The organism is Avibacterium sp. 20-132 (assembly GCF_023611925.1).
In the GTDB taxonomy this organism is placed as follows: Bacteria; Pseudomonadota; Gammaproteobacteria; order Enterobacterales; family Pasteurellaceae; genus Avibacterium.
This window is the reverse complement of sequence record NZ_CP091456.1, coordinates 478,654-493,140: the sequence shown is the minus strand read 5'-3', so window position 1 is coordinate 493,140 and position 14,487 is coordinate 478,654. Positions and strand designations below refer to the sequence as shown.

At 40.2% G+C, this 14,487-nt stretch carries 15 protein-coding genes; 3 read left to right on the top strand and 12 right to left on the bottom strand.

All coding sequences use genetic code 11. The features are described 5' to 3' along the window. Positions 1-379: 379 nt before the first annotated feature. The 3 genes from mutT to secM form a co-directional block, all read right to left on the bottom strand. Positions 380-781: an 8-oxo-dGTP diphosphatase MutT gene (mutT, locus tag L4F93_RS02245; protein WP_250350927.1), complete on the bottom strand. Its 402-nt coding sequence runs from the start codon at positions 779-781 to the stop codon at positions 380-382. A gap of 114 nt (positions 782-895) precedes the next feature. Continuing rightward, the gene (gene secA / locus L4F93_RS02240) at positions 896-3,604 is read right to left on the bottom strand and encodes a preprotein translocase subunit SecA (RefSeq protein WP_250350926.1); all 2,709 of its coding nucleotides are present in this window, start codon (positions 3,602-3,604) and stop codon (positions 896-898) included. A gap of 85 nt (positions 3,605-3,689) precedes the next feature. Further along, on the bottom strand, positions 3,690-4,001 hold the full coding sequence (gene secM / locus L4F93_RS02235) for a secA translation cis-regulator SecM (protein ID WP_250350925.1): 312 nt from the start codon (positions 3,999-4,001) through the stop codon (positions 3,690-3,692). Positions 4,002-4,107: 106 nt separating this feature from the next. On the opposite strand from secM, the gene L4F93_RS02230 reads away from it, so the two are divergent. After that, positions 4,108-4,422: a DciA family protein gene (locus L4F93_RS02230; protein ID WP_250350924.1), complete on the top strand. Its 315-nt coding sequence runs from the start codon at positions 4,108-4,110 to the stop codon at positions 4,420-4,422. On the opposite strand, the gene L4F93_RS02225 is transcribed toward L4F93_RS02230, so the two are convergent. The 8 genes from L4F93_RS02225 to L4F93_RS02190 form a co-directional block, all read right to left on the bottom strand. Then, complete coding sequence (locus L4F93_RS02225; protein WP_250350923.1) at positions 4,410-5,276, bottom strand: Dam family site-specific DNA-(adenine-N6)-methyltransferase; 867 nt, start codon at positions 5,274-5,276, stop codon at positions 4,410-4,412. The genes L4F93_RS02230 and L4F93_RS02225 overlap by 13 nt on opposite strands. A gap of 5 nt (positions 5,277-5,281) precedes the next feature. After that, the gene (aroB, locus tag L4F93_RS02220) at positions 5,282-6,370 is read right to left on the bottom strand and encodes a 3-dehydroquinate synthase (protein ID WP_250351603.1); all 1,089 of its coding nucleotides are present in this window, start codon (positions 6,368-6,370) and stop codon (positions 5,282-5,284) included. A 20-nt stretch (positions 6,371-6,390) separates the two neighbouring features. After that, a complete protein-coding gene (gene aroK, locus L4F93_RS02215) occupies positions 6,391-6,939 on the bottom strand; it encodes a shikimate kinase AroK (RefSeq protein WP_326938203.1) in 549 nt (182 codons plus the stop codon). Between the two features lie 135 nt (positions 6,940-7,074). Then, on the bottom strand, positions 7,075-8,487 hold the full coding sequence (locus tag L4F93_RS02210) for a type IV pilus secretin PilQ (protein ID WP_250350921.1): 1,413 nt from the start codon (positions 8,485-8,487) through the stop codon (positions 7,075-7,077). A 9-nt stretch (positions 8,488-8,496) separates the two neighbouring features. Then, complete coding sequence (locus L4F93_RS02205; protein WP_250350920.1) at positions 8,497-8,862, bottom strand: pilus assembly protein PilP; 366 nt, start codon at positions 8,860-8,862, stop codon at positions 8,497-8,499. Beyond that, positions 8,859-9,398, bottom strand: coding sequence for a hypothetical protein (locus tag L4F93_RS02200; RefSeq protein ID WP_250350919.1), 540 nt, complete (start codon positions 9,396-9,398; stop codon positions 8,859-8,861). Before L4F93_RS02200 ends, L4F93_RS02205 begins: the two co-directional genes overlap by 4 nt. After that, complete coding sequence (locus L4F93_RS02195) at positions 9,379-9,903, bottom strand: hypothetical protein (RefSeq protein WP_250350918.1); 525 nt, start codon at positions 9,901-9,903, stop codon at positions 9,379-9,381. Before L4F93_RS02195 ends, L4F93_RS02200 begins: the two co-directional genes overlap by 20 nt. Further along, on the bottom strand, positions 9,893-10,681 hold the full coding sequence (locus L4F93_RS02190) for a competence protein ComA (protein ID WP_250350917.1): 789 nt from the start codon (positions 10,679-10,681) through the stop codon (positions 9,893-9,895). Before L4F93_RS02190 ends, L4F93_RS02195 begins: the two co-directional genes overlap by 11 nt. Positions 10,682-10,838: 157 nt before the next feature. Here L4F93_RS02190 and L4F93_RS02185 point away from each other — a divergent pair, with 157 nt between their 5' ends. Further along, the gene (locus L4F93_RS02185; RefSeq protein ID WP_250350916.1) at positions 10,839-13,412 is read left to right on the top strand and encodes a penicillin-binding protein 1A; all 2,574 of its coding nucleotides are present in this window, start codon (positions 10,839-10,841) and stop codon (positions 13,410-13,412) included. A 100-nt stretch (positions 13,413-13,512) separates the two neighbouring features. On the opposite strand, the gene L4F93_RS02180 is transcribed toward L4F93_RS02185, so the two are convergent. Next, positions 13,513-13,890 (bottom strand): helix-turn-helix domain-containing protein, encoded by a 378-nt coding sequence (locus L4F93_RS02180; RefSeq protein ID WP_250350915.1) that lies wholly within the window; start codon positions 13,888-13,890, stop codon positions 13,513-13,515. A 125-nt stretch (positions 13,891-14,015) separates the two neighbouring features. Here L4F93_RS02180 and L4F93_RS02175 point away from each other — a divergent pair, with 125 nt between their 5' ends. Beyond that, positions 14,016-14,357 carry a hypothetical protein gene (locus L4F93_RS02175; RefSeq protein WP_250350914.1) on the top strand — a complete coding sequence of 114 codons (342 nt, stop codon included), beginning with the start codon at positions 14,016-14,018 and terminating at the stop codon, positions 14,355-14,357. Positions 14,358-14,487 lie beyond the last annotated feature (130 nt).

The window sequence follows — 14,487 nt, the reverse complement described above, 5'->3', positions numbered from 1 at the left end:
AATAAAAAGAAAAACATTTTTGAAGAAAAACAACACGAAATTATTCCGTTTATCTCAGGTACGAGCGTTAAGACTAAAACGTTTGAAGCAAAGAAAATTCCGCTTACACGAACGTCATTCATTGCAATTTGTGATACAGGATATTTGTTGCTAAGGCGCTATTTGGGTAACGGGACTAAAAATAGCCAAAATCGCACACAACACAAGACAACGTGTTGTAGAGCATAGAGGAATTTTCTCAAGCAATTTAATCACGTTTTATAAGATTTTTTGGGTGAGATCACCACGTCGTTAGCGTGCTAAATGGGCATAGCACCTAATTCGTTGAAAAAAGAAAAGCATTATATTTTCCATATAATGCTTTTTTATTGGTGATAACTTATTGATTTTCAGCCAGTAAACGTTGAATAAGCTTGCTGTTAGCGGGCGGAAATTGACTGGCATCAAGTTCAGATTGTGCGATCCACATTCCTTCTTGCCCTTCTCGACCAAAAGGTTCGCCCACCCATTGTTCCACAAGGTAAAAATAAAATTGAATGACCTTGCTGGGATATTCAAAGGTAAAACGCTCAAATAACTCGGCGTTGAGAATATGAATGCCGATTTCTTCTTCAAGTTCTCTGGCAAGGGCTTGCTCGGGCGTTTCACCTTTATCGACTTTCCCACCGGGGAATTCTAAAGATTGCGCAAAATCCTGCCCTTCAAGGCGTTGAGTAAGATAAATTTGCCCAAATTCATTACGAATGATCCCGGCTGCAACTTGGATAATCGGTTTTGCCATTTTTTCTCCTTAGGGTTTGTGGATAACTCAAATGTAAAATGAATGATCAACAGACCCTCTATAAAGTGTGGTAAAAAAATCAGAAATTTTTACCGCACTTTTATATTTTATCAATTAACGATAGTTCGCCGCACGATTGCCGTGGCAATGTTTGTATTTTTTCCCTGAACCGCACGGGCAAGGCTCATTACGCCCAATCTTACGATCTGAAGGCGGCAATGGGGTTTGTTCCGCTTGTTCATCGTCAGTGTTATATTGCATTTGCGCCTGTTCACGGGCAGCCATTTCTTGTTGTAATCTTTCTGCTTGTTCAATTTCTTCTTGCGTACGGATTTGTACACGGCTGAGTGTCGTGATAACGCTGAGCTTTAATGCATCAAGCATATCTGTGAACATTTGGAAAGATTCTTTCTTATACTCTTGTTTTGGATCTTTTTGTGCATAACCACGCAAGTGAATGCCACGGCGCAGGTGATCCATTGCCGATAAATGCTCTTTCCAAAGTTCATCAAGGGTTTGCAACATAATACCTTTTTCAAAATGGCGCATTGATTCCGAACCAACTAGTTCTTCTTTACGTTTATATTCCGCAACAGCCGCTTCAATAATGCGTTCACGCAAGGTTTCTTCGTGTAAGGCATTATTTTCTTCTAACCATTGTGCGATAGGTAAATCTAACGCAAAATCTTGTTTTAAACGTTGTTCTAACGCGGGAATATCCCACATTTCTTCCAGAGAATTTGGTGGAATATATTGATCAATAACCGTGTTAAACACATCTTGGCGGATCACTTCAATGGTGTCAGCGATGTTTTCATTATCCAGTAATTCATTACGTTGCTGATAAATCGCGTGGCGTTGATCGTTCGCAACGTCATCAAATTCTAATAAGTTTTTACGCCCGTCGAAGTTATGCGCTTCCACTTTCGCTTGCGCTGAGGCAATTACTTTGGTGAGCAACTTAGATTCCATTGCTTCCCCCGGTGTGCTGAAGGCTTTACGCATCATATTCAATTTACCTTCATTCAGGTAAATTCGCATTAAGGCATCATCTAAGGATAAGTAGAAACGTGATGAACCGGGATCGCCTTGACGTCCTGAACGTCCACGCAATTGGTTATCAATACGGCGTGACTCGTGGCGTTCTGTGCCGATAATATGCAAACCGCCAGCTTGTTTTACAATGTCGTGGCGTGTTTGCCAGTTGGCTTTGATCGCGTCGATTTGTGCGTCAGTTGGATTATCTAATTTCGCCACTTCTGCTTTCCAATTCCCGCCAAGTACAATATCTGTACCGCGTCCTGCCATATTGGTGGCAATAGTAACTGCAGCGGGATAACCAGCATTAGCAATGATTTCAGCTTCTTGTGCGTGGAATTTGGCATTTAACACACTGTGCTTAATTCCCGCTTTGGTTAACGCATCAGATAATAATTCTGATTTTTCAATCGATGCTGTCCCTACTAATACAGGTTGGTTACGGGCAATGCAGTCTTTGATTTCTTCGATAATTGCCGCAAATTTGTATTGTTCATTTTCAAACATTAAATCAGTACGATCATCACGAATCATTGGTCGATTGGTTGGGATTACAATGGTTTCCAAGCCATAAATTTGTTGAAATTCAAAGGCTTCCGTATCTGCTGTTCCGGTCATTCCGGCTAATTTTTCATAAAGACGGAAATAATTTTGGTAAGTAATGGACGCTACCGTTTGATTTTCATTTTGGATTGGCACCCCTTCTTTGGCTTCAATGGCTTGGTGTAAACCTTCAGACCAACGACGCCCTGCCATTGTACGCCCTGTATGTTCATCAACAATGATAATTTCACCATCTTTTACGATATAATCAACATCACGTTCAAAGAGGGTATGCGCACGCAATGCAGCATAAACGTGGTGTAACAATGCGACTTTGGCTGGGGAATAAAGGGATTCTGACTCTTGCATTAATCCTTGTTCAATCAGCCACGTTTCGATTTTTTCTTGCCCACGTTCAGTCAGATAGGCTTGTTTTGTTTTTAAATCTAAGGTGTAGTCCCCATCACCTTGATAGTCTTCAGTGTCTTCTTTATCTTGTTTAATTAAGTGTGGGATTAACTTATCAATAGCGATATAAAGTTCCGAACTATCTTCCGCAGGCCCTGAAATAATCAGCGGAGTACGAGCTTCGTCAATCAAAATAGAATCCACTTCATCCACTAAGGCGTAGTAGAGTTCTTTCTGGAAACGTTCTTGAGCAGAATGAGCAAGGTTATCGCGTAAATAATCAAAGCCTAATTCGCTATTTGTTGCATAAGTAATATCTGCGGCATAAGCAGCACGTTTTTCCTCAGCAGGTAATCCCGGAATATTTACGCCCACAGTCATACCTAAAAATTCAAATAAAGGACGGTTAGTTTCTGCATCTCGACGAGCAAGATAATCGTTTACCGTTACAACGTGTACCCCTTTTCCTGTTAAGGCATTAAGATAGCAAGGTAATGTAGCAGTCAGCGTTTTCCCTTCCCCAGTACGCATTTCTGCAATGCAACGATCATTCAGCACCATTCCACCAATTAATTGGACATCAAAATGACGCATACCAAGTACACGTTTACTTGCCTCACGCACCGTAGCAAAAGCTTCAGGTAATAGACTTTGTAAGGTTTCACCGTTTTTTAGGCGTTCACGAAATTCTGCGGTTTTGCCTTGTAATTGTTCATCGCTTAACGCTTCAAATTCCGGTTCCATTTTGTTGATTTTTGCCACTTGTTTATTTAAGCGACGTAGAATGCGGTCATTACGACTGCCAAAAATTTTTGTAAAAATAGTTCTAAACATAATCTTATTTCTTTTATATCAATAGGTTAAATTAAACTTCAGCAAGGCGCTGAAATCATTCAAAGGGTAATATTTGGCGGAAAAGTTAAGCAACAGGGCCAGCGCGGATTGGTGTAGCCACACGCAATACAGGAGAAATAAAGTGTGGTGCTTTTTGATGGAGAATTTTTGGGGCAACAAAATGGCTTTTCGTTGGTTTTTGTTGCTGTTGAATACTTTGTTTGTGCGCAACAAGCTGATGACAAGCAAGCTGTTGCGTTTGGCGTTGTTCCCGAGAATAATTTTCACAAGCAAGCCCCGCATTTTCTATACCTTGTGCATTAGGCAAGGCAAAGATCGCAATCATACTGAGTAGGAATTGCGACCAAAAATTCTGTGTGCTTTTAGATGAAATCATTCGGTAACTTATTTTTAATCAAAAAATCACTGTCATTGTAGCGGAAAATCACTACAATGTCTTACTTTGATGTGTAATATTAGGTCAAAAAAGTAGAAAACAAGTAATGCGATACAGTAAACCCACCAATGTACAAGACGTGTTAGAAAATTCTCGCCTTGGCAAAATTATGCAAAAAGGCATTTTGTTACAACAATTAAACGAGCAATTAGCTCGGTTATTTCCAAGTCAATTTAACGGTTTTTATCGTGTGGCGAATTTTTCTGAAACGGTATTGGTGATTGAGGTGGCAAATGCGATGGTGCGCCAAGGTTTGTTATTCAGAGAAAAAGAGCTATTAGCAAAAGTAAAGGAGTTAAATCCGCAAATTCAGCAACTTCAATTTAACGTCAATCCTGCCTTGCTCAGTCAGCCTCGTTGAGTTTGGTTGCCGTGAAAAGTCGCGATTAACTCATTGACTTTAATCCGTTTATGAGAGGCTTGGCTGATTGAACGTTGCACTTTTAAACGTTTGATTTTCGCCCCTTGATAAATTTGACGTGTAAATTTGGTATCGTGATTGGAAATCAAGACAGGAATTTGATGTTCCTTGGCGGTATGTTGTGCCAAGTTTGCCAAGGCTTGTTGATGTGCTAAAGAAAAATCATTCCCCGCATAACTGGTGAAATTGCTTTCTTGCTTAATCGGCGCATAAGGCGGATCACAATAAATAACGGAATTTTCATCCGCAAATTTAAACGCTTCGTGAAAATCGGCGCAAATAAACACCGCACTTTGTGCTTTATGAGCAAAATAACGTAGCTCAAGTTCCGGGAAATAATGGGTTTTATAACTTCCGAAAGGCACGTTAAATTCCTGCTTGCTGTTATAACGGCATAACCCATTGAAACCAAAACGGTTGAGATACAAAAACAAAACGGAACGTTCAAAGTGATTGCTGGATTGATTAAATTGGCTACGCTGTGCGTAATAATACTCAGGTGTATTGGCATCAGGGTGGAAAAAGACCGTTTTCACTGCCTCAATATACAAATTTACATCTTGCTTAACCGTATTAAACAGATTGATTAAATCCGCATTAATATCTACCAAAATATAGCGTTCAAATTGGCTATTCAAAAAAACTGCCCCAGCGCCGACGAAAGGTTCAATAAGGCATTGTTTTTTCTTAGGAAATAATTTATTAATTTGATCGGTAAGACGAAATTTTCCGCCCGCCCATTTTAGAAAAGGGCGGTATTTTTGTTGTGGGAAAATTGTCGCATTAGGAGACATTGAAGTTAGTCAGTTTGTGTGCAACAGGCAATGGCTGCAAGAACAAGATCTTTGTCGCTATCGGTGGCAACATAAGCCTGTCCGAGTGATTTCAGCAATACGAGGCGTAATTTTCCGGCTAATACTTTTTTATCACGCATCATATGTGGTAGGTAATCTTCAGGTTGCATTGTATCTGGCGAAACCGTAGGTAAGTTCGCGCGCGCAAAAAGTTTTTCTAAACGCCCCACATCTTGTACGGATAAATCGCCTAACATTTCAGAAAGGGCTGCTGCCATCATTGAGCCAGCGGCGACGGCTTCACCGTGTAACCATTGCCCATAGCCTAAATGGGTTTCAATGGCGTGACCAAAAGTATGACCTAAATTAAGTAAGGCTCGGTCGCCTTTTTCGGTTTCATCTCTTGCCACCACATCAGCCTTAATTTGGCAACAACGGGCAATACAGTGCTGTAACGGGGCTTGTTCAAGGGCAACCAATTCATCAATATGTTGTTCTAACCATTCAAAGAATGGGTAATCTAAAATAGCGCCGTATTTAATCACTTCTGCTAAACCTGCATTGACTTCGCGTTTCGGTAAGGTATGAAGGGTGAGCGTATCCACAATCACTGTACAAGGTTGATAAAACGCCCCAATCATATTTTTACCGAGTGGGTGATTCACGGCGGTTTTTCCACCAACAGAAGAATCGACTTGAGCAAGTAGCGTGGTTGGAATTTGGATAAAACGTACACCACGTTGATAACTGGCTGCAGCATAGCCCACGACATCGCCAATTACCCCGCCACCTAACGCAATCAAAGTCGTGTCACGACCGTGATTTTTTTCTAATAATGCAGTGAAGATCAGATTGAGCGACTCAAGATTTTTATATTGCTCACCATCGGGTAACAATACGTGATCAATTTGACAACCCAGCTGAGTTAATGTTTCTGTGACTGGAGCAAGATAATGTTGTGCAATGGTTGGATTGCTCACAAGCATTACTTTATCGCCTGCTTTTAGGGGATAAACACTAGGATCGGAGAGCAAGCCAGCGCCGATATAAATAGGATAACGACGTTCTTTTAATTCAACATTTACGCACAACATCATTTTTTCCTTTTGCTTAATTAGCCGTTGATATTTTCAATTAAATCAACGATTTGATTTGCCATTACTTTGGCACTTTGATCATCAGTGGGTAAGGTAATATCCGCCACTTCTTGATACAGCGGATTACGAATTTTTGAAAGTTCCTCAAGCACTTGGCGTGGATCTTCTACATCTTGTAGTAACGGACGTTTTTTATCGCGTTGCGTACGTTGAAATTGTTTTTCTACGGTGGTTTCTAAATAGATCACAATGCCACGCGCAGAAAGATGGTTGCGGTTTTCTTTTGACATTACCGCTCCGCCACCCGTGGAAAGCACAATGCCTTGTTTTTGTGTTAATTCATTAATAATACGTTCTTCGCGCTTGCGGAAACCTTCTTCGCCTTCAACATCAAAAATCCAGCTAATGTCAGCACCGGCACGTTGTTCAATTTCCGCATCGGTATCAATAAAATCCATTCCTAACATTTGCGCTAATTGACGACCAATAGTGCTTTTTCCCGCGCCCATTGGACCTACTAAGAAAATATTACGTTTTTCTGCCATTTCTCGTTGTTCTTCTTTAATAAAATTTAAAATAATTGATCTTAACGACAAATAAAAAGACAACCATAAAAAGAAATATGGTTGGAAAAGATCACCCAAAAAAATAATGGCGATTATCTCAATAAATGCCCACCTTTTTCAACCGTCAAAATAAATTTATTTACGAGATTTGGACGAAATTTTCAAAGAAGATGGCGAAGTGCGGTGATTTTTTGGTGGATTTTTCACCGCACTTGGTTTTTCTGCGCGTTGCCCTTTTTTGATCAAATGTGGTGTAACGAAAATAACCAGTTCCCGTTTTTGATGACGTTCCACTTCTTTACTGAATAAACGTTTAATCACGGGAATATCACCTAGCACAGGCACTTTATCTAAGGCTTTGGTAATGGTGTCGTGGAAAATACCCCCTAACACAATGGTTTCCCCATCTTGGGCAAAGACTTGCGTGTTAATTTCTTGCTTATCAATGGCAATCACTTCGTTTTCACCGTAAGCAACACGTCGCCCCGGCGCATTTTGGCTGACGACTAAATCCAGTAAAATGCCGTTATCTTTTGATAAATGAGGGGTAACGTCTAATCCTAGCACGGCTTCGCGAAACTCAATGGTCTGGCTATCATTTTTACTATTATTCACCACATAAGGGATTTCCGTCCCTTGCTTGATGCTAGCACTTTTCTTATTCGTTGTAAGCAAGCTTGGGCTAGCGATGATTTCCACGCTATTTTCGCGCTCCAACGCAGTTAATTCTAAATCAAGCAATCGTCCATTAATTTTGGCAATTTGCAGTGCCACTGAGCCGGCGGGCGTATTCGTGGTGGCAAAATTCACATTAAGATTATCCGTAATATTGGTAAAGCCATTCGCATTCAGACTGCCACTCACTTTATGGCTTGCCTCTGTCGGCGTGAAAATCCCCCAACGCACGCCAAGTTCTTTCAGGCTTTCATCGCTAATGGTAACAATACGCGCTTCAATAGCGATTTGCTCAATGGGTTTATCCATTTCCGTTACTATCCCTTTAATTTGTTTCAATATTGCTTTTTCATCTTTAATGATCAAGAGGTTGCTACGATCGTCAAAGCTTATACTGCCATTTCCAGAAAGCAATGAACCACTGCCTGAAGTCAGTGTTTTCATCATTTCAGAGGCTTTAGCATAGTGTAATTTTATCGTCATTGTGGATAGCGAGGGCAACACGGGGGCGCTCATTTCGGGCAATGTATCGACAAATTCAATGGGAAGGGGATTGGCACTTTCTGATGAAGAATGTGGCGTGGCTTTGCTCAAATAATAAATGCCATTTTCCTGCCAAAATTGGAGTTGTTTAATTTTAGCCACCACTTGCAGAAATTGAGCAAGCGTTGTTTGTTGCAGTTGTAACGAAATCGAGCCTTGCAATTCATCATCGATCACTAAATTCACGTTTTGTTGTGCCGCGAGTTGTTGCACGGTATGTACCAAAGGGGCTTGCTGTAAGCGAATTGAAAAGGTTTCATTGGTTTTTTCGCTTGCTGAGACAAGTAATGAAAAACTCAGAAAAAATGCACCGCACTTTAATAATCGCATTTTTCTCTCCTAAAAGGTTAGATAAACAACTTGTGATTGCGCACAGTCAAAAAGTGTAATTTGCTGTGGTGAGATTTCCGTAATCTGTAATCTTTCTTGAGCGATCACATCTTGGTTTTTAACAAAGATAATTTGTTGATGTTGATGACTAAAAATGGCGTTGAGATGTTCTGGTAACTGAATAATGCCGACTAACTTAAGTTGCTGGAAAGAGGAATTTTCCGCCAAGACTTTTTGATGACTAGGACAGTGTGCAGAATTTGCTTGATTGATAACTTTCGTTTGTGTTTTACGTTGAGTATGATCAAAGGGATCCTGTGCTTGCGCAGAAAAAAAGGCATTGAACAGGATCAAAAAAAGAAACGATTTTTTCATTGCTTATCCTTATATAAAGAAAGTTTAAAGCGAACCTCAGTGATGAGTGAACGTTGTGAGAATGGATTTTCTTGTGTTTTGTAAATGTGAAGTTGTAATACATTGAGCTGTGGCGTGCGATCTAAAAGTGCGGTCAAAAATTGGCGTAAATGCTCAAATTTGCCAGCCAACTGCATTGTTAAATAAGGGGCTTGGTAAAAATGCCACTGGCTATTTTTGACTTGTAATTGAAAATCCTGTGGGCGTAGTGCTTGGTTTATTTCAGCGATATCGCGTGTGAGTTCGGGTGTAAAGGAGCGTTGTTTACTTTGCTGTAATGAACTTAAAATTTGTTTTTGATGATCCAAATCTTGCGTTAATTGCACAATTTGACGCGCGGTTTGCGCATTTTGCTGTTGGGCTTGCTGATATTCGATCACCAAGAAAAACAACGGCAAAAAGGTGCAAATGAGCAATATGGCATATTGCTTGAAGGCGGAAAGTTGGGCGAACTTGCCAAGTAAATTATGTGGATTGTTAAAAAGTAGCATCGTCATCTTGTTCATTGCTTAATTGAAATTCAAACGTCAGTTGTGAACCCGTGGGCTGAAATTGGGTAAGTTGTGAGTGGTTAAATTGTTCTAATTGCGTAATACGTTGCTGTAATTGTTCAAATTCTTGCTGATTTTCCGTAAAACCGCTGAGTAATAATTTTTGTTGTGTCAGCGACACTTCATTTAATTCCCCTTGTTGCAAAGGAAGCGCCGCAAGCCAGTTTAAAAATTGAACAATGCTTTGTGCTGGCAAAGGTTGTTGTTCTTGTTGAGAAACATAGTTTTGCCTTAACGCATTAATTTGTTCAATGGTTTCGGTTAAACGCTGTGAGAGGGTTTCATATTGCTCATTTTTTTGTGGTGCGATGGCTTGCTCTGCGTGCAAAACGTGGCGCATCATAATCTGACTAGCAAGACCAATGGCTAAGCAAATGCCTGCCCGAATCAGCAATTTTTTTACATTCTTATGATGAGTCGCCAATCGCCACGGTAGTAAATTAATCGCCATTCCCTGCTCCTTCTTGTTGCCATAACGCATTACCTAACGCGATAAAAGGCAAATGGGTTTCTACGGTCTGCCATTGGCTAGGCAAGGGTTGGGCTTGTACATCACCGCAATAGACATAAATTTGTTCAGGCTGAAAGGAATAACGTTGGCAGAACATTTCAGCAAGTGCGGGGAGATTTTTATCAATATGTTGTATAAATTGCATCGTGGGTGCGTTGGGCTGAATGGCAAAGGTGTATTGCTCATCTTGGTAAAGAAAAAGTACCTGACTTCCCGTGCCAATCCCCGTCAGGTAGTGAAATGCTCGGATAATGGCGTGAATACAGCAATCTAGCACTTGAATGGGCAAAGGGGCGTAAGCGTTTAGATAATCCAAGGCGGTTTGTCTTTTTATCGCAACAATACTCAGTTTCACGCCCTGTTTGAGCGTTTCTAATTGATAATCAAACCAAATTTCTTCAAGAGGAAGAGGCAAGGCTTGTGAGAATAAAAATCGGCATTGTTGCTCACATTCTGCGGCCGTTAAAATTTGTGGTAATAACAGATTTTGTATCCACGTGTATTGTGGTGAGATTGCGGTAATAAACCTCATTGTTTTCAAGGAATGGCGACTTGATGATGGCATATGTCGCGCAAGCTGTGGTAACGAAATTGGTGAGGATAGCGTGCAACACTGCACTTGATTGGTTTCATCAAACCAAACACATTGGTAATTTTCGCCCTTTTTCCATACACCCACTTGTTGTTTTTGTGCGGCACAATGCGTTATTTTCCTCATTCTTTCTACCTAATATTCATTTTAAATGCACTTTTAGCTTTGGATTTCTTTGACTAAACTTTATACTTACGTTTTAAGGAAGTAGTTAAGCTAAAATTTCGGGTTTTAGTTTTTCTGATTTTTTTCAATTTTGCACGAATGAAGAGAGAATTTTACGATGCGGATCGCAAAATTAATTTTAAGTAGCTTGCTGACAATCATTATTTTAGGCTGTGTTGTCGCAGGAATTTTTTATGTTCAATTAAAATCAAGCTTGCCGAGTGTAGATTCCCTAAAAACGGTGGAATTACAACAGCCGATGCAGATTTATACGGCTGATGGCAAGCTCATTGGTGAAGTGGGAGAACAGCGCCGTATTCCTGTGAAACTGAATGAAGTGCCAAAAAAATTAATTGATGCCGTATTGGCAACAGAAGATAGCCGTTTTTATGAACATCACGGTTTAGACCCTGTGGGGATTGCGCGTGCAATTAGTGTCGCGGTGATGAAAGGGGGGGCTTCCCAAGGTGCAAGTACTATTACTCAACAGCTTGCACGAAATTTCTTTTTAACGCCAGAAAAAAACATCGTGCGTAAAGCAAAAGAAGCCATTTTGGCGATCGAAATTGAAAACACCCTAAGCAAAGATGAAATTTTGGCGCTTTATCTGAATAAGATTTATCTTGGCTACCGTGCTTATGGTGTTGCTGCGGCGGCAAAAACCTATTTCGGCAAATCGCTCGATCAACTTACTTTGTCAGAAATGGCGGTCATTGCAGGATTACCAAAAGCGCCCTCCACAATGAACCCTCTCTATTCGCTTAAACGTGCCACCGCACGCCGAAACGTGGTACTTGGACGAATGTTAGAGATGAAATATATCAACCAAGCAGAATATGATGAAGCGATTAACGAACCGATTGTGGCAAGCTATCACGGCGCACAATTAGATTTTAAAGCGGATTATGTTACTGAAATGGTTCGCCAAGAAATGGTGAAACGTTTTGGTGAAGAAAATGCCTATACCAGCGGCTATAAAGTTTATACGACGGTGCTTTCTGCTGATCAGGCAGAAGCACAAAAAGCAGTGCGTGATAATTTGCTCGTCTATGATATGCGTCACGGTTATCGTGGTGCAACGGTGTTATGGAAAAAAGAGGAAAGCGCGTGGGACGAAGATAAAATTATCGACGCCCTAAAAAAATTACCTGATTCAGCTCCTCTTGTACCTGCTGCGGTATTGGAAAATAGTAAAGCTGGCACAAAAGTGTTATTAGATGATGGCAGCAGCCTAACCCTTTCGCCAAACGCAATGCGCTGGGCGGGTAAAAAACAGCCAAAAGCAGGTGAACAAATTTGGTTGCGCCAACGTGGTAATGGAGAGTGGCAACTTTCCCAACTCCCTGAAGTCAATTCCGCGTTGGTTTCTCTCAATAGTGATAATGGCGCGATTGAAGCATTAGTCGGTGGCTTTAGCTTTGAACAAAGCAAATTTAACCGTGCCACTCAATCTTTAGTGCAAGTGGGATCATCTATCAAACCTTTTATCTATGCAGCCGCCTTAGAAAAAGGGCTAACCTTATCAAGTGTGCTACAAGATTCCCCGATTGTGATCAAAAAACCGGGGCAAAACGTGTGGACACCGAAGAATTCACCAAACCGCTATGATGGACCAATGCGCTTGCGCGTGGGGCTAGGGCAATCCAAAAATATGATTGCGATCCGAGCAATCCAAATGGCAGGCATTGAGTTTACTGCGGATTTCCTACAACGCTTTGGTTTCCAACGCGATCAATATTTTGCCAGTGAAGCCTTGGCTTTAGGTGCAGCGTCATTCACCCCACTTGAAATGGCGCGTGCTTATGCCGTGTTTGATAATGGGGGGTTCTTGGTAAATCCTTACCTTATCGAAAAAATCCTAGATAATAGCGGCAAAGAACTATTTGTTGCGAACCCACAAATTGCGTGTGTAAGCTGTGATAACATTCCTGTGATTTATGGGGAAACTGAAAAATTAGATGGTTTTAAAAACCTTGATTTAGAAAAACCAGATAATTTAGCCGCCACGGATAGCAGTACCAATGGTGAAGAACTAGATCAAGATGAGCAGCCTAACGATATTCCAGAACTTGATCGTCAAAATAAAAAGTTAGATGAAAATGCACTGGATTTTATGGCACAAGATAAAAAAGCCAATGCCCAAGTACAGTATGCCCCTCGCGTCATTAGTGGTGAACTGGCGTTCTTAATTCGTAGTGCGTTGAACACCGCAATTTATGGCGAACAAGGCTTAGGTTGGAAAGGAACCAGCTGGCGAATGGCAAATCAAATTAAGCGTTCGGATATTGGCGGAAAAACAGGGACTACCAATAATTCAAAAGTGGCTTGGTATGCAGGTTTTGGGGCAAATATCACCACGGCGGTCTATGTTGGCTTTGATGATAATAAACGTAATTTAGGAAAAGGCGAGGCTGGCGCACAAACAGCAATGCCAGCGTGGATTGATTATATGAAAACGAGCTTGAAAGATGTACCCGAGCGTATTCTTCCACTTCCACAAAATATTATAGAAAAGCGTATTGATACAGGTTCTGGTTTGCTTTCTAATAGTGGTGGACGTAAGGAATACTTCATCAAAGGTACTGAACCTAAACGCGCTTATGTGAAAGAACGTGGTTATTATGTACCGCCTGAATTATTGGAGCGTTTAAACGGTGGAGTGAAATCCTCTGAGCAACAAGAACTATTCTAGTCTGACTTAAGTGAGCGCATAAAAACAAAGTGCGGTTATTTTTCCACGCATTTTTCTAATTGAAAAAAAAGACCTAGCCGATCAGCTAGGTCTTTCTATGTTATTTCTTTTGTAATAACTCAACAAGAGTCTTTAATGTATTAATTTCGCTGTCTTTTTGCAGAAGTAATTCTTTTTGGTGGTTGATAATTAATTGTAGTTTTTCATTTTCTTGTATTTGTTTATCCGAACTACCATAATAATTCGTATTATGATCATTCATAAGAAAAGTAACATTTTTCTCTCCTGAATTCATTAACTCCAGAACATCGATATTAAAAACATTGGCAATTTGCTCTAAACGATGAAGATTAAGTTTTGTTTCACCACGTTCTAATTTTGCATAATTATTCGTTGACATATGCAACCGATTTGCCATTTCTTCTTGTGTCCATTTATTGGCTTCTCTTCTCATTTTAATTTGGTCTTTAACTTTCATTGCTCACCATTCATTAACTTTGTCAACACCTTTATTGATTGTGCTTTATACCTATTTATAACTAGATAAACAAGTTTCTCTAGTAAATAATGTGAATGATTCTAACATATATTTTATGAGGTATAATGATGAAACTTATTTCTAAATCTATTTTTGTTGCAGCCACTACATTAATGTTGAGTGCTTGTGTCACTCAACGAATAGCTGATTTTACGTTGGCTAGCACGAAAAATGTGAATTTTAGTTCAGGAAAACTAGTTCTTGGTGCAAGAGTTAAAGGTGAAGATAAAACCACATTTGGTGTCGTCTATATGAAAAATGCTGTAGATAGAGCTATTGAAACAGATCGATGTGCAGTCGCACTTTCTGATGTTGTTATTTCAGTGGAAAGTGGATTTGGAATAAAATATATTGCAGAAGGAACACAAGTTTTGGATCGTAGTTTACCGGGTTGTGGAGTAAAATAATAACGCTGATTTGGGGTTAATTTCTTTGGGGATATCTTATGCTATTATTTATCCCCATTCTTTTAGTGGTTTTATCGGAACACTCTTTTTTTTCGATTGTGGTTGATGTGGTAGCTGTTGTGATATTCGC

Excerpts from the sequence above, each read along its gene's own strand:
- mutT (WP_250350927.1), bottom strand. The coding sequence starts at position 781 with ATGGCAAAACCGATTATCCAAGTTGCAGCCGGGATCATTCGTAATGAA.
- secA (WP_250350926.1), bottom strand. The coding sequence starts at position 3,604 with ATGTTTAGAACTATTTTTACAAAAATTTTTGGCAGTCGTAATGACCGC.
- secM (WP_250350925.1), bottom strand. The coding sequence starts at position 4,001 with ATGATTTCATCTAAAAGCACACAGAATTTTTGGTCGCAATTCCTACTC.
- L4F93_RS02230 (WP_250350924.1), top strand. The coding sequence starts at position 4,108 with ATGCGATACAGTAAACCCACCAATGTACAAGACGTGTTAGAAAATTCT.
- L4F93_RS02225 (WP_250350923.1), bottom strand. The coding sequence starts at position 5,276 with ATGTCTCCTAATGCGACAATTTTCCCACAACAAAAATACCGCCCTTTT.
- aroB (WP_250351603.1), bottom strand. The coding sequence starts at position 6,370 with ATGTTGTGCGTAAATGTTGAATTAAAAGAACGTCGTTATCCTATTTAT.
- L4F93_RS02210 (WP_250350921.1), bottom strand. The coding sequence starts at position 8,487 with ATGCGATTATTAAAGTGCGGTGCATTTTTTCTGAGTTTTTCATTACTT.
- L4F93_RS02205 (WP_250350920.1), bottom strand. The coding sequence starts at position 8,862 with ATGAAAAAATCGTTTCTTTTTTTGATCCTGTTCAATGCCTTTTTTTCT.
- L4F93_RS02200 (WP_250350919.1), bottom strand. The coding sequence starts at position 9,398 with ATGACGATGCTACTTTTTAACAATCCACATAATTTACTTGGCAAGTTC.
- L4F93_RS02195 (WP_250350918.1), bottom strand. The coding sequence starts at position 9,903 with ATGGCGATTAATTTACTACCGTGGCGATTGGCGACTCATCATAAGAAT.
- L4F93_RS02190 (WP_250350917.1), bottom strand. The coding sequence starts at position 10,681 with ATGAGGAAAATAACGCATTGTGCCGCACAAAAACAACAAGTGGGTGTA.
- L4F93_RS02185 (WP_250350916.1), top strand. The coding sequence starts at position 10,839 with ATGCGGATCGCAAAATTAATTTTAAGTAGCTTGCTGACAATCATTATT.
- L4F93_RS02180 (WP_250350915.1), bottom strand. The coding sequence starts at position 13,890 with ATGAAAGTTAAAGACCAAATTAAAATGAGAAGAGAAGCCAATAAATGG.
- L4F93_RS02175 (WP_250350914.1), top strand. The coding sequence starts at position 14,016 with ATGATGAAACTTATTTCTAAATCTATTTTTGTTGCAGCCACTACATTA.